Below are 14,508 nucleotides of genomic sequence, written 5' to 3' on the forward strand. Positions count from 1 at the left end.
ATGTTCAGCGGCACCGGGCTCATCGTCGTGGGCCTGACGGCGACCCTCGCCGCGCTGATCTTCCCGATCTGGTCCTACAGCGACCGCTCGGGCACCGACGTGCGCGTCCTGAGCGACGCCCAGACCGTGGCCACGCAGTACGGGCCGCTGTCCGCGCTGGACCGCGACTTCGTCACGAAGGTCCGGCTGGCGGGCCTGTGGGAACTGCCCGCCGGCCGGCTGGCCGAGGAGAAGGGCACCACCGAGGCCGTCCGCAGGGCGGGCCGGCACCTCGTGGAGGGCCACACCTTCCTGGACGAGCGCGTGCGCGACGTCGCGACGAAGCTCGTGCTCCCCCTGCCGAACGAGCCGAACGACCAGCAGAAGCAGTGGCTCGCCACCCTGAACGCGGCCCGGGGCGTGGACTTCGACCGCCAGTTCGCGAACATCCTGCGGCTGGCACACGGCAGGGTGTTCGCCGTCGTCGCCCAGGTGCGGGCCGGCACCGGCAACGTCCTGGTGCGTGCCCTCGCCGACGACGCGAACACCACGGTGCTGGACCACATCAAGATCCTGGAGGCCACCGGATACGTCGACTTCGACGCCCTGGCCCGGGACCTGGCGGCCCCCGTCTCCACCCCGCCGGCCGGCGCCTCCCCCGTGCCCGGACCCGCCGTCGCGGCCACGGCCCTGCCGGTGGCCCCGGCATCGGCGCCGGCACCGGCACCGAGCTACACCCTGCCGCCGGCCGCCTCCAGCCCGCCCCCGTCGCCGTACGGCAACCCCTGACCGGGCGGCGGAGCGGAACGTCACGTACCGACAACGCTCGGTCCGGATCGTGAACAGGGCATGGCTTTTTCCGGACCCGGTCGCATAGAAAATCCACATGCTCTGGGTCCTTCTTCTCCTGCTCGCCTGGGCCGCCGCCGGCACCGCCTGCACCCGGCTGTGCCTGGCCGCCGTCCGCACGGCGGCCGGTGACGGCGGCGCGGACGCCCCGGCGGACGTCCGGCAGCACGATCTGACGCTCTACGAGGCCGCGTTCCTCTCCGGCGGCCCCCGCCGGGTCGCCGACCTCACGCTCGTCTCCATGGCACGGCAGCGGCGGCTGCTGCTGGCCCACACCGGCTGGGCGACCGTCGTCGATCCCCGCGGCCGTGACGACCTGGAGCGCTCGGTGATAAGGGCCATCGGACCGGAGGGCCAGTCCCGCATAGCCCCGGTACGGGCCGCCGCGGCCGCCGGGGACCCGGTGCGCGGCATCGGCGACCGCCTGGTCAGCGCGGGGCTCGCGGTGCCCGACGGCGCCCGGACGAGCGTGACGGCCGGAATGCGGCAGGTGCGGTTCGCCGCGGTGGCCGTCGTCGCGCTGGGCGTCACCGCGCTGTTGGCGCCGGACCGGTCGGACCTGCCCTCCGGCCTGGTCGCCCTGTGGTTCGCGCTGCCCCTCACGCTCACCCTGAGCTGTCTGGCGATCGCGCGGGTCGAGGTCCACCCGTACTCGCGCTGGGCGTCCCCGGCCGGGCAGCGCCTGCTCGGCGGACTGAGCCGGCACCCCGCGGACGGCGACGACCACACCTACCTCACCCGCGTCGCCGTGCGGGGCATCCGCGCGGTCGGCGAGCCCGAGCTGCGCGCGGCCTTCGCGCACCGCGAGCCGTCCCGGCGCGACTGACACACCGGGGGCGTACGGGGGGCACTGGCGGCGACACCGGCGGACGGTGCTTGCCTTCCCCCGGGCGCGAACGAACCATCCCTTCTGTCGCCGCCGCGCACCGAAGGGACACCCGATGAGAGCTCCCGCCCTCTACACGGCCGCAGGGTCCTTGCTGCTGACCGCCCTCGCCGCCGCCCCGGCCGGCGGCACCCCGGGCGCACCGGGACCGCCCGCCCCCGCGGACTTCTCCCGGGCCTCGCTCGAACTGCGCGGCACCGCGCTCGCCGCCGCGCGGGCCCGGGCGGCCGGGATCACCTTCGGCGCCTGCCCCGACGCCGAGGACCTGCCGGGCGAAATGAAGTGCGGCACGGTGTCCGTCCCGCTCGACTACGCGCGCCCCGACGGCACACAGATCCGGCTGACCGTCAGCCGGGCGCCGGCCACGCACAGGGACCCGCGCAACAGCAGGCACCGGGTGCCGGGGCAGGGCGCCCTGGTCTTCAACCCCGGCGGTCCCGGCGGCTCCGGCATGTACTTCCCGCTGGTCGGCATGATCCCCGAGTGGAAGCGCGTCGCGGCGGCGTACGACCTCGTCGGGTACGCCCCCCGCGGCGTCGAACGTTCCGCTCCCCTGTCCTGTGAGGACCCGAAGCAGTTCTTCAAGGGGCCCGCCGAGGCACCCACGTATCCCTCGGAGTCGTACAAGCGCGAACGCGTCACCCGGGCCCGGGCGTACGCCCGGGGATGCGCCGAGCGGACGGGCGCCGCGCTGCGGCACTACACCTCCCTCAACAACGCCCGTGACCTGGACGTCCTGCGGGCCGCGCTCGGCGAGCCGAAGCTGACCTTCATGGGCGCCTCCTACGGCACCTACTTCGGGGCCCTGTACGCGACGCTGTTCCCCTCGCACGTACGGCGGATGGTGTTCGACTCGGCGGTGAACCCCGACCCCGGGCAGGTCTGGTACCGCAACAACCTCGACCAGTCCGCCGCGTTCGAGGAGCGCTGGGCGGACTTCCGGGCGTGGGTCGCCCGGCACGACGACGTGTACGGGCTCGGCACCACGGCGGAGCAGGTGCTGCGCAGCTACGAGAAGGCCCGCGACCGGCTCGCCGCGAAGCCCGCGGGCGGCACGGTCGGACCGGGCCAGCTGCAGGGCGCGTTCCTGACGGCCGGGTACTACGACGACTACTGGCCGCACCGCGCGCAGGCGCTGTCGGCGTATCTGAAGGGCGACCCGAAGCCCCTGATCGAGCAGGCCGGTCCGCATCCGGAGGCGGCGAAGGAGGCCGAGAACAGCAACGCGGTCTACACGGCGGTCGAGTGCAACGACGCCGCCTGGCCGACGAACTGGCACGTCTGGGACCGGGACAACACCCGGCTCGCGCGGGTGGCGCCCTTCGAGACCTGGGACAACGTGTGGGCGAACCTGCCGTGTGCCTACTGGCGGGCGCCGCGCCGGCAGCCGCTCGACGTGCGCACCGGGCCGGGTGAGCTGCCGGCGACGCTGATCCTGGCCGCCGAGCGGGACGCGGCGACCCCCTACGACGGCGCCCTGGAGATGCACCGGCGGCTGTCCGGTTCGGTGCTGGTGACCGAGCGGGACTCCGGTACGCACGGCATCGCGGGCGGCCGGAACGCCTGCGTCAACGGCTACCTCGACGCCTATCTGCTGGACGGCCGGCTCCCGGTGCGGCACGCTGCCTGCGCCCCGCACCGGGAGCCCGAGCCGACGCGGACCGAGGCCGCGCGGACGGCACCGGCCGCACCCCCGGCACGCTGATCAGGCGAGCCCGGCCACCAGCTCGGCCACGGACTTGCGGCGGCCGGTGTAGAACGGCACCTCTTCGCGGACGTGCATACGGGCCTCGGAGGCACGCAGGTGACGCATGAGGTCGACGATGCGGTACAGCTCGTCGGCCTCGAAGGCGAGGATCCACTCGTAGTCGCCGAGGGAGAACGAGGCGACGGTGTTGGCCCGGACGTCCGGGTAGCCGCGGGCCATCTTGCCGTGGTCGGCGAGCATGCGGCGGCGGTCCTCGTCGGGCAGCAGGTACCAGTCGTAGGAGCGCACGAAGGGGTAGACGCTGACGTAGTCGCGGGCCGTCTCGTCGGCGAGGAACGCCGGGATGTGCGAGCGGTTGAACTCGGCGGGGCGGTGCAGCGCCATGTTCGACCAGACCGGCTCCAGGGCGCGGCCCAGCCTGGTCCGCCGGAAGAGGTTGTACGCCTCCTGGAGCTGGTCGCTGGTCTCCGCGTGCCACCAGATCATGAGGTCGGCGTCGGCGCGCAGACCGGACACGTCGTAGGTGCCGCGGACCGTCACGTCCTTCGCGGCGAGCTGGTCGAACAGGTCCTGGACCTCGTCGGCGTAGCCCGTGCGGTCCTCGGGCAGCACGTCCCTCAGCCGGAAGACGGACCAGAGGGTGTAGCGGATGGTCTCGTTGAGGTCCTTGGCCAGCTTGCCCTTGTTCGGGACCCTGCCGGACTCGGTGGTGGGGGCGTCGTCACTCATGGTCCTCATTCTCCCGCGCCCGCGGGACGGCTCCGCACCGGGTCGGGGGTGAGCTGCTCCACGGCGGTGTACGCGCTCGCGACGCAGGCCGGGATGCCGACGCCGTCGTACACCGCGCCGCACACCGCGAGGCCGGGGAGCTTGCCGAGGTGCTCGCGGACGCGGGCCACGCGCGCGTGGTGGCCGACCGGGTACTGGGGCAGGCCGTCGTCCCAGCGGGTGACGCGGGTCTCGACGGGCGTGGCGGCGAGGCCGGTCGCCTGCTCCAGGTCGTGCCGCGAGACGTCCACCAGCTCCGCGTCCTCGCGCCGGAGGATCTCCGACTCGCCGTGCCGTCCGACGGAGGTGCGCAGGACGACCAGGTCCGGGGCGGACTCGGTGATCCACCCCCACTTCTGTGAGGCGAAGGTGGATGCCTTGATGGTCCGCCCGTCGACCGGGGGCACGAGGAAGCCGCTGCCCTCGGGCAGCGCGGTGTCGCCCCGGCGGTAGGCGAGGGTGACCAGGGCCATCGAGGCGTACGCGACGGCGTCGAGCTCGGCGGCGGCCGCGGGGGCCTCGGCGCGCAGCAGGCGGGCGGCGGCCGGGGCGGGCACGGACACCACGACCGCGTCGGCGTGCAGCACCCGGTCGCCGGCGACGACCCGCCAGCCGCCGGACGCCTCGCGGCGCAGCTCCGTCACCGGTGCGCGGGTGACGATCTCGCCGCCCCGCGCGCGCACCGACTCCGCCACCGCGAGCGGGAGGCCGCCCACCCCGCCCTCGATGCCCATGAACACGGGGCCGGTCGGCGGGGCCTCGGCCGCCTTCGCCTGGATGTCGCGGACCGCTTCGGTGAGCGAGAGGTGACTCCGGGCGGCCTGGAAGAGCTGGGGGACGGCCGAGCGCATCGAGATGCGGTACGCGTCGCCCGCGTAGACGCCGCCGAGCAGCGGTTCCACGAGCCGGTCCACGACCTCGCGTCCGACGCGCGCCGCGACGTACTCGCCGACGGCGACGTCCTCGCCCAGCTCCGTGCGGGGCAGGTCGGCGTCCCGCTCGACGCGGCGCAGCCCCTCGTCGGACAGCACGCCGGTGAGGGCGCCGGCGGTGCCGGGGACGCCCATGACATGGCCCTTGGGCATGGGGCGCAGGGCACCGCGGGTCCAGAGGGAGGCGGTCGTGGTGGCCGGGGCCCGGAGCCGGTCGGCGAGGCCCACCTCACGGGCCAGGGCGACCGCCTCGGGCCGGCGCGCCAGCATCGACTCGGCGCCGAGGTCGACGCGCGCGCCCGCGATCTCACCGGGCAGCAGCTTGCCGCCGACGCGGTCGGAGGCCTCCAGGACGGTCACCCGCGCCCCGCGCTGAACCAGCCGGTGGGCCGCGGCCAGTCCGGCGATGCCCGCTCCGACGACGACGACCTGTTCCGGGCCCGTCCGAGTGTCCACTTCACGCATACCCCCACCCTCTCAAACCCCGCTGACAGTCCGTCCGCGCCCCGGCGTCCCGGCCGCGGTGTCCCGCGCGAGTCCGGACCGTGACCTCTTCGGGACCGGCACAGGCCAACGTCCCGCCCCGCCCGGGCGTCGAAGGAGCGTCAGTCGTCACAACCCAGGGGGTACGCCCACATGCGCGCACGAACTCACGCCCGACCCGTCCACGCCCTGGCCGGGCTGCTGCTGGTCTCGGCGCTCGCGCTGGCCGGCTGCGGCGGCTCCGACAGCTCCGACTCCCGCGGCGACACGGCCGCGCTGTCGCGGAGCGACGCCAAGGGGGGCGCTCCGGGCGCCGCCGCCGACAGCGCGGGCGGCGCCGGCGGCCGCGGGGCCACCGCGCCGACGAAGCTGCCCACCAGCCGGATCATCCGCACCGCCGCCCTGACCGTGCGCGTCAAGGACGTGCCGAAGGCTCTCGACGAGGCCCGCGCCACCACCGAGTCCGCGGGCGGTTACGTCGGCCGGGAGTCGACGTCCCGGGACGAGGAGGGCAACGAGCAGACGCGCGTGGTGCTGCGCGTGCCCGTCGACCGGTACGACGAGGTCCTCACCGACCTGGAGGGCGCGGGCAAGCTCCTCGCCCGCGACGCGAAGGCCCGTGACGTCACCGACCAGGTCGTCGACGTGGACAGCCGCATCGCGTCGCAGCGCGCCAGCGTCACCCGGGTCCGCGCGCTCATGGACCGGGCCACCAAGCTCAGCGACGTGGTGACGCTGGAGGGCGAGTTGAGCACGCGCGAGGCGAACCTGGAGTCGCTGCTCGCCGAGCAGGCGTCCCTGAAGGACCGCACCAGTCTGGCCACGATCACCCTGTCGCTGTCCGAGCGGCCGGTGCACAGGGCCGCCGCGGACGACGACCCGGGGATCGCCGACGCGCTGTCGGGCGGCTGGAGCGCGTTCGTGACCATGCTGCGCTGGATCGTGGTGGCGCTGGCGGCGGTCCTGCCGTTCGCCGCGGTGGCCGCGGTGCTCGTCCTGGGGTGGCTGCGGCTCGCCCGCTCCCGCTCCCCCCGCACCGGGGCGCCCGCGGTGGCCGTCCCAGGCCCCGTGGCGGCCGCGCCGGCCCCGCGGTCCGAGCCGGCGCGGGAGGGCGACGACACGCACTGAGCGGGCCTGACGAGAAGCGAAATGCCGTCCGGCCGTAGCGTGTTCGCATGAGCGAGAGCGCGACGAGCCGTGGGACAGAGCGACTGGTGGTGATCGGCGGCGACGCCGCGGGCATGTCCGCGGCGTCGCAGGCACGCCGTCTGAAGGGCCCCGGGGAGCTGGAGATCGTGGCCTTCGAACGGGGGCACTTCACCTCCTACTCGGCCTGCGGCATCCCGTACTGGGTGGGCGGGGACGTCACGGAGCGGGACGACCTGATCGCCCGCACCCCCGAGGAGCACCGGGCGCGCGACATCGACCTGCGGCTGCGCACCGAGGTCACGGAGATCGACGTCGCCGGGCAGCGGGTACGCGCGCGGGACGTCGACTCCGGCGCCGAGTCGTGGACGTCGTACGACAAACTCGTGATCGCGACCGGGGCCCGGCCGATCCGCCCCGCCATGCCGGGCGGCGACGCGCGCGGGGTGCACGGCGTGCAGACCCTCGACGACGGCCAGGCCCTGCTCGACACCCTGGCCCGCACGGACGGCCGGCGCGCGGTGGTCGTCGGCGCCGGCTACATCGGCGTGGAGATGGCCGAGGCGCTCATCAACCGCGACTACGCGGTGACGGTCGTCAACCGGGGCAGTGAGCCCATGTCGACGCTGGACCCCGACATGGGGCGGCTCGTGCACACGGCGATGGAGGGCATGGGGATCACCATGGTCGACGACGCCGAGGTCACCGAGGTGCTCACCGGGGACGACGGACGGGTGCGGGCGGTGCGCACCCGGGACGCCGAGTACCCGGCGGACGTCGTGGTGCTCGGCATCGGCGTCCGCCCCGAGACGGCCCTCGCGCGGGCGGCCGGGCTGCCGCTCGGCGCCCACGGCGGGCTGCTGACCGACCTGGCGATGCGGGTGCGCGGGCACGAGAACATCTGGGCCGGCGGGGACTGCGTCGAGGTGCTCGACCTGGTCTCGGGGCAGGAGCGGCACATCGCGCTGGGCACCCACGCCAACAAGCACGGCCAGGTCATCGGGACCAACGTGGGCGGCGGCTACGCCACCTTCCCGGGCGTCGTCGGCACCGCGGTGAGCAAGGTCTGCGAACTGGAGATCGCCCGCACGGGACTGCGGGAGAAGGACGCCCGCCGGGTGGGCCTCCAGTTCGAGACGGTCACCGTCGAGTCGACGAGCCGCGCCGGCTACTACCCCGGCGCCTCGACCATGACGGTGAAGATGCTCGCCGAGCGCCGCACGGGGCGGCTGCTCGGGGTGCAGATCGTGGGCCGGGAGGGTGCCGGCAAACGCGTCGACGTCGCCGCCGTGGCCCTCACCGCGGGCATGACGGTGGAGCAGATGACGAGCCTGGACCTGGGCTACGCGCCACCGTTCTCCCCCGTCTGGGACCCGGTACTGGTGGCGGCCCGCAAGGCCGTGTCGAAGGTCCGGGCCTCCGCGGGCCGGCCCGAAACCCCTTAGGCCGTCGTGCCGTTGATCCGCTCGATGGCCTGCCGGGCCTGGTCGGCGGGCTGCTGGCGGGGCGGCAGCGCGGACACCGAGGCGCTGGAGGTCATGGCACTGGTGGCCATCGGCGCCGGCTGCTCACCGGCCGGCTTCGCGTGCGCCGCGGGGCGCGCGGAGCGCAGCCGGTGACTCACCGCCTCGTCGAGGGTCACCGGACGCTGCATCTGGGTGGCCAGCCGGCCGGCCTCCTGGCCGAGCCTGGCCACGTCCTCCCAGGGCAGGCGGACCACCAGGGAGAGCTCCGCCTCACCGTCGGGCAGTGCCTGCATCGGTGGAGTGACTCGGTCGTTCATCGCCTGATCCTCACGTCGTCCCCGCGGCCTGCCTTTCCCGTGCCGCGGGCGGTTGAGAGGACATACGCACGCGCGGACACGGCCGTTCACCGGTTCGGCGGTCGCGATGAGGGCACTACTTCCTTGTGGTCATCCCCGTTCATGACGTGAATCCGGTGCGCCGCACCCCCTGGGTGACGTACGCCCTGATCGCCGCGAATGTGCTCGTCTTCCTGTTCACACCCGGCCTCGCCGGTTCCGTGACGGGCGACAGCGGCCTGTCCCAGCTGTGTCACCTCCAGGCGTTCCTGGACCACTACGCCGCCGTACCGCAGGAGTTGATCCACCATCAGCTGCCGCGTTCCGTCCCCACCGGCCAGGTCGGGACCAGCCTGCGGGGCACGCCCGGCTGCGTGGTCGGTCCGCCCGGCTACGACAAGTCCCCGCCGCTGAGCGTCCTGACGGCCATGTTCCTGCACGGCGGCTGGCTGCACCTGCTGGGCAACATGCTGTTCCTGCTGATCTTCGGCAACAACGTCGAGGACCGCATGGGCCACGTGCGCTTCGCGGTCTTCTACGTCGTCTGCGGCTACGCGGCCTCCTACGGCTTCGCGCTGCTCAACGCCGACTCGGGCGATCCGCTGATCGGCGCCTCGGGAGCCATCGCCGGGGTGCTGGGCGCGTACCTGGCGCTGTATCCGAGGGCCAGGGTCTGGGTCCTGGTGCCGTTCCTGGTGTTCCTGCCGCTCAGACTGCCGGCCTGGCTGGTGCTGGGCTTCTGGTTCGGGCTCCAGGCGGTCTACTCGTCCGGGGAGGGCGTGTCCGACGCCGGCACCGTGGCGTACGCGGCGCATGTCGTCGGCTTCCTCGCCGGCCTGCTGATCGCCTGGCCGCTGCGGCCCGGCACCCCACCGCCGCCGGAACCGCGCGGCCTGCTGTTCGGCAGGAAGGCACGGCCCCGGCACACGTGGTGAACGGCCGTCGGCTCAGCGCGCGGTGTGCGTGTGGACGTGCTCCACGAGCCGGGTCAGCGCGTCCGGGTCGGTGGCCGGCATGACGCCGTGGCCCAGGTTGAAGATGTGGCCCTCCAGGCCCGCCGCGGCCTCCAGGACGTCACGGGTGGCGGCCTCGACCGCCTCCGTGGTGGAGAACAGCACGGTCGGGTCGAGGTTGCCCTGCAGGGCCTTGCCGGGGCCGACGCGGCGGGCCGCCTCGTCCAGCGGGACCCGCCAGTCGACGCCCATGACGTCCGCCCCGGCCTCGCCCATCAGGCCCAGGAGTTCGCCGGTGCCGACGCCGAAGTGGATGCGCGGCACGCCGTAGCCCTCGATCGCCCGGAAGACCTTCGCCGAGGCGGGCATCACCGAGCGCCGGTAGTCGGCGGGGGCGAGCGCGCCGGCCCAGGAGTCGAAGAGCTGGACGGCGGAGGCACCCGCCTCGATCTGGACCTTCAGGAACGCGGCCGTGATGTCCGCGAGCCGGTCCAGCAGGTCCGCCCACAGCTGCGGGTCGCCGTACATGATCGCCTTGGCGTTCTCGTACGTGCGGGACGGGCCGCCCTCCACGAGATAGCTCGCGAGGGTGAAGGGGGCGCCGGCGAAGCCGATGAGCGGGGTGGCGCCGAGCTCGCGGGTCAGCATGCCGATCGCCTCGGTGACGTAGCCGACGTCCTCCGGGGTGAGGTCGCGCAGCTGCGCGAGGTCCGCGCGGGTGCGGATCGGCTTCTCGACGACCGGGCCGACACCCGGCTTGATGTCGAGGTCGATCCCGATCGCCTTGAGCGGGACGACGATGTCGCTGAAGTAGACCGCCGCGTCCACGCCGTGCCGGCGCACCGGCTGGAGGGTGATCTCGGTGACCAGCTCGGGCAGCATGCAGGACTCGAGCATCGGGATGCCCTGGCGCACCTTGCGGTACTCCGGCAGGGAGCGCCCGGCCTGCCGCATGAACCACACCGGCGTGTGCGGCACGGGCTCGCGCCGGCACGCCTTCAGGAAGGCTGACTCGTATGTCGCTGTCGGCTGCTCGCCCGCGGGGTTCTGGTTGGCGCTCACGACGAAAAGTCTCGCACGCCGCACCGGCGGTGCCGGACCGCGGGGCGCACCTCCCGGCCCGTCGGGGCGGCGTGATCCGGACAGGCGGCCCTCGCACGGGTGTCCCTCCCCGCACCGAGGCCCCGTTCCCCTTAACCTTCCCCGCATGGCTGCGGCTCAGGGACGACTGTCGGACGGCGCTGACGGAATGGACGACACCAAGGAGGGGGACAAGGATGCGAGCAGTGCGGCGCCGCCGCCCTTCCGGGCGGCCGTCGACGCGCTGAGGTCCGCGCGGCTGCGGCCGCAGATCGAGATCGAGCCGACCCGCGCACCGCAGCGGCTCGCCCCGCACGCGTACGCGCTGGAGGCCGCGGTCGTCGACGGCGACCAGGACCTGGCCGACGGCCGGCTCGTCCTGCTGCACGACCCGGACGGGCACGACGCCTGGCACGGCACGTTCCGTCTGGTGACGCTGGTGCGCGCGGAACTGGAACCGGAGATGGCGGCCGACCCGCTGCTGCCGGAGGTGTGCTGGTCCTGGCTGACCGGCGCGCTCCAGGCGCGCGGGCTGACGTACGGCGAGCCGAGCGGCACGGTCACGCGCGCGAGTTCGCACTACTTCGGCGGTCTGTCGGAACGCCCGGCCGCCTCGCAGATCGAGATCCGGGCGTCCTGGACCCCCCGCGAGGGCCTGGGCGGCGTTCCCGACGCGGCGGCCCACCTGGCCGCCTGGTGCGACCTGCTGGCCCAGATCGCGGGCCTCCCGCCGGCCGGCCCGGGTGACGCGTCGGTGGTGACGCTCCCGCAGCGACGGGGCCCGCAGTCCCGCTGAGGCCGCACCTCCTCTTCCTCCTCCTTCCGTCCGCCCACGCTCACCGCATCCCGCCGGCACGGCCGGCCGCAGCCGTCCACCGGCGCGGCCGGCCGTCGGCGTGTACGGGACCATCGCGCCGCGGGGGAACAGCGTGCCGTCGGGGACAGCGCGGCGGCGGGCCCGCGACACCGACGGGGCCCACCGCACCGCGGGGATCACCGTCCGGCGGGCCACACAGCCGCCGGACCCCCATCCGCCGCGGCCACCACATCGCCGGGCCACCGCGCCCACCGCGCCACCCAGCCGCCGGGCCCCTACGGCCCCTGCGGCCACAGAGCCTCCGCGGACGCAGAGGCGCGGGGCACCCAGCGACCGGGTCCACCCAGCGGCCGGGTCCCATCGAGCGGCCGGGTCCAGCCACGCCGTCGGAGCCGTCGCGGGCCGCTCGCCCCACCCCGTCGGCACACCCCGCCGTCCGAGCCCGTCATCCACACCGGCCGTTGGGCATCTCTTTGTCGATACGGCCACTTTCGGCCGCGTATCGACGCGGACCGAAACCGTCCGGTCTTCGAATGATCGATCGCGCGTCCGAATTGCACAGATTGTTACTCACCAGATCGTGATCATTCTCTAAAGGCCCATGGGTTTGATGCCGAAGACGACTGTGACCTTGAAAATACGGTTCCTCCCGGCTTCATCCCCACAAGCCGGCCCCGTCCCCCACCCAGGAGGCCTGGTGTCCGTTCTCCTCGAGCAGCCCGCAAGCCTGGTCGCCTACCGCCCGAACAAGCCGACCGCCATGGTGGTCGTGGCCGACCCCCGCGTCCGCTCCACCGTCACCCGTCACCTGTGGGCGCTCGGTGTGCGCGACGTCATCGAGGCCTCGTCCATCGCGGAGGCTCGTCCCCGCATCGGCAACCCCCGCGACATCTGTGTCGCAGACGTCCACCTGCCCGACGGCTCCGGCCTCACCCTGCTGTCCGAGACCCGTGCGGCGGGCTGGCCCAACGGCCTGGCCCTGTCCGCGGCCGACGACATCGGCGCCGTACGCAACGCCCTCGCCGGCGGCGTCAAGGGCTACGTCGTCACCGGCACCCGTACCAACGTCGGACTTCCCACCCGGCCGGGTGTCGCGCCCATCGGCTCGGCCGCCGCCCGTATGCACCGCCGCCCCCCGGGTGCCCCGAGCCACCCGGGCGGCTACCGCGAGCTCTCCGGCCGCGAGGTCGAGGTACTGAGGCTGGTCGCGGAGGGCCAGTCCAACAAGGCGATCGGCGTCTCGATGGGCCTGTCCGCCCTGACCGTCAAGAGCCACCTCGCCCGTATCGCCCGCAAGCTGGGCACCGGCGACCGGGCCGGCATGGTCGCCGTCGCCCTGCGCACCGGCATCATCCACTGACCCCGACCTCCCCGGTCCCCGCGACAGCCCGCACCCACCGTTCACGGACGCGAAAGGGATCGCCCCGAGATCCCCGTCCGCGCACCCCGCCCGTCGTGAACCGGAAGTTTCACCGACCTGACTGGTTTACGACCCCCAGGCGCCCGCCGACGGAACGTTCCGTCGGCGGGCGCTGTCCATACACGGATACCCTTGACAGGTGACCGACGCCCAAGACACCGCAGCAGACAGCACACTGCGCACCACCGGAGGCGCCCCTCCGGACGACAGCGGATCTGCTGCGGAGGCGCCGATCCCCCTGCTGGAACCGCGCGAGGGCATTCCGGCCGTGGTCACCGACGAGGACGCCCTCGCCCAGGTGATCGCCGCGTTCGCCGCGGGTTCCGGCCCCGTCGCCGTCGACGCCGAACGCGCGTCCGGCTACCGCTACGGACAGCGCGCCTATCTGGTCCAGCTGCGCCGCGAGGGTGCCGGGTCCGCGCTGATCGATCCCGTGGCCTGCCCCGACCTCTCCGGCCTCGGTGAGGCGCTCTCCGGTACGGAGTGGGTGCTCCACGCGGCCACCCAGGACCTGCCGTGTCTGCGCGAAATAGGCATGGTGCCCACGCGGCTGTTCGACACCGAGCTGGCCGGACGGCTGGCCGGGTTCCCGCGGGTCGGCCTCGGCGCGATGGTCGAGGGCGTGCTCGGCTTCGTCCTGGAGAAGGGGCACTCGGCCGTCGACTGGTCCACCCGCCCGCTGCCCGAGCCCTGGCTGCGCTACGCGGCCCTGGACGTGGAACTCCTGGTCGACCTGCGGGACGCCCTGGAGAAGGAGCTGGACCGGCAGGGCAAGCTGGACTGGGCCCGGCAGGAGTTCGACGCCATCGCCGCGGCCCCGCCCGCCGAGCCCCGCAAGGACCCGTGGCGCCGCACCTCCGGCATGCACAAGGTGCGCCGGCGCCGGCAGCTGGCCGTGGTGCGCGAGCTGTGGGAGACCCGGGACCGCGTCGCGCAGCGGCGGGACGTGTCGCCGGGCAAGGTGCTCAGTGACGCGGCGATCGTGGAGGCGGCGCTCGCCGTCCCGGCCACCGTGCACGCCCTCTCCGCGCTGAACGGGTTCGGGCACCGCGTCGGCCGGCGTCAGCTGGAGCAGTGGCAGGCCGCCGTGGACCGGGCGAAGGCCCTGCCGGACGCCGCGCTGCCCCAGCCGGGCCAGCAGGTGGCGGGTCCGCCGCCGCCCCGCGCCTGGGCCGACAAGGACCCGGTCGCGGCGGCGCGTCTGTCGGCGGCCAGGGCGGCGGTCTCGGCGCTGGCCGAGCAGCTCGCCATGCCCCAGGAGAACCTGATCACGCCGGACACCGTGCGGCGGGTGTGCTGGGAGCCGCCGCGGGTGGTGGACGCCGAGTCGGTGAGCGCCGCGCTGACCGGGTACGGGGCCCGGCCCTGGCAGGTCGAGCAGGTCACGCCGGTGCTGGTGGCCGCGTTGACCGCGCCCGCCCCGCCGGCCGCGGCCGCCCCGCCCGCGCAGGAGGCGTGAGGGGCGGCCCGGCCCCGGGTCGCGGCCTCCGGCGCCGCGCCGACGTATCCGTCACCTGGTCGCCCCGCGGGTGAAACCGTTGTGGATGCACCTCCGCAGGCTCAGGAACGCCAACGGAGCGCACCGGGAGACGATCTCGGCCGCAGCGATCCTGGTCGTCCTGCCCATGCCGGTGCCCCCGGAAGGGGAACAGGGACGTCGAGATCACGCCAAGATCCCCACGGTGC

13 protein-coding genes are annotated in these 14,508 nt (G+C 74.2%); 9 read left to right on the top strand and 4 right to left on the bottom strand.

The window, feature by feature from the left end; translation table 11 throughout:
* From AC07AZ_RS02485 to AC07AZ_RS02495, 3 genes are all read left to right on the top strand, one after another.
* A complete protein-coding gene (locus AC07AZ_RS02485; protein ID WP_478842960.1) occupies nt 1-768 on the top strand; it encodes a DUF4142 domain-containing protein in 768 nt (255 codons plus the stop codon).
* A gap of 97 nt (nt 769-865) precedes the next feature.
* On the top strand, nt 866-1,654 hold the full coding sequence (locus AC07AZ_RS02490) for a TIGR04222 domain-containing membrane protein (RefSeq protein WP_478842962.1): 789 nt from the start codon (nt 866-868) through the stop codon (nt 1,652-1,654).
* A 115-nt stretch (nt 1,655-1,769) separates the two neighbouring features.
* Nucleotides 1,770-3,419, top strand: a complete 1,650-nt coding sequence (locus AC07AZ_RS02495) for an alpha/beta hydrolase (RefSeq protein ID WP_478842964.1) — start codon at nt 1,770-1,772, stop codon at nt 3,417-3,419.
* On the opposite strand, the gene hemQ is transcribed toward AC07AZ_RS02495, so the two are convergent.
* Together hemQ and hemG are read right to left on the bottom strand one after the other, a co-directional pair.
* Nucleotides 3,420-4,151, bottom strand: a complete 732-nt coding sequence (gene hemQ / locus AC07AZ_RS02500; RefSeq protein WP_478842966.1) for a hydrogen peroxide-dependent heme synthase — start codon at nt 4,149-4,151, stop codon at nt 3,420-3,422. It lies immediately after the preceding gene.
* Nucleotides 4,152-4,156: 5 nt separating this feature from the next.
* Nucleotides 4,157-5,587: a protoporphyrinogen oxidase gene (hemG, locus tag AC07AZ_RS02505; RefSeq protein WP_478842968.1), complete on the bottom strand. Its 1,431-nt coding sequence runs from the start codon at nt 5,585-5,587 to the stop codon at nt 4,157-4,159.
* A 171-nt stretch (nt 5,588-5,758) separates the two neighbouring features.
* Between hemG and AC07AZ_RS02510 the strand changes: the two genes are divergently transcribed.
* Nucleotides 5,759-6,733: a DUF4349 domain-containing protein gene (locus AC07AZ_RS02510; protein WP_478842972.1), complete on the top strand. Its 975-nt coding sequence runs from the start codon at nt 5,759-5,761 to the stop codon at nt 6,731-6,733.
* A 47-nt stretch (nt 6,734-6,780) separates the two neighbouring features.
* Nucleotides 6,781-8,196, top strand: a complete 1,416-nt coding sequence (locus AC07AZ_RS02515) for an FAD-dependent oxidoreductase (RefSeq protein ID WP_478842974.1) — start codon at nt 6,781-6,783, stop codon at nt 8,194-8,196.
* On the opposite strand, the gene AC07AZ_RS02520 is transcribed toward AC07AZ_RS02515, so the two are convergent.
* Entirely contained in the window at nt 8,193-8,534 is a 342-nt protein-coding gene (locus AC07AZ_RS02520; protein WP_478842976.1) for a hypothetical protein, read from the bottom strand. The genes AC07AZ_RS02515 and AC07AZ_RS02520 overlap by 4 nt on opposite strands.
* Before the next feature lie 125 nt (nt 8,535-8,659).
* Between AC07AZ_RS02520 and AC07AZ_RS02525 the strand changes: the two genes are divergently transcribed.
* The gene (locus AC07AZ_RS02525) at nt 8,660-9,487 is read left to right on the top strand and encodes a rhomboid family intramembrane serine protease (RefSeq protein ID WP_478842978.1); all 828 of its coding nucleotides are present in this window, start codon (nt 8,660-8,662) and stop codon (nt 9,485-9,487) included.
* 12 nt (nt 9,488-9,499) lie between these two features.
* On the opposite strand, the gene hemE is transcribed toward AC07AZ_RS02525, so the two are convergent.
* Nucleotides 9,500-10,567, bottom strand: coding sequence for a uroporphyrinogen decarboxylase (gene hemE / locus AC07AZ_RS02530; protein ID WP_478842980.1), 1,068 nt, complete (start codon nt 10,565-10,567; stop codon nt 9,500-9,502).
* 145 nt (nt 10,568-10,712) lie between these two features.
* On the opposite strand from hemE, the gene AC07AZ_RS02535 reads away from it, so the two are divergent.
* The 3 genes from AC07AZ_RS02535 (at nt 10,713) to AC07AZ_RS02545 (ending at nt 14,281) form a co-directional block, all read left to right on the top strand.
* A complete protein-coding gene (locus AC07AZ_RS02535; RefSeq protein ID WP_478842982.1) occupies nt 10,713-11,381 on the top strand; it encodes a DUF3000 domain-containing protein in 669 nt (222 codons plus the stop codon).
* A gap of 718 nt (nt 11,382-12,099) precedes the next feature.
* Complete coding sequence (locus AC07AZ_RS02540; protein ID WP_383857525.1) at nt 12,100-12,762, top strand: LuxR C-terminal-related transcriptional regulator; 663 nt, start codon at nt 12,100-12,102, stop codon at nt 12,760-12,762.
* 199 nt (nt 12,763-12,961) lie between these two features.
* Nucleotides 12,962-14,281, top strand: a complete 1,320-nt coding sequence (locus AC07AZ_RS02545; RefSeq protein WP_478842984.1) for an HRDC domain-containing protein — start codon at nt 12,962-12,964, stop codon at nt 14,279-14,281.
* The last annotated feature ends 227 nt before the right edge of the window (nt 14,282-14,508 follow it).

The sequence above is a fragment of the Streptomyces sp. NPDC043878 genome (assembly GCF_056435735.1).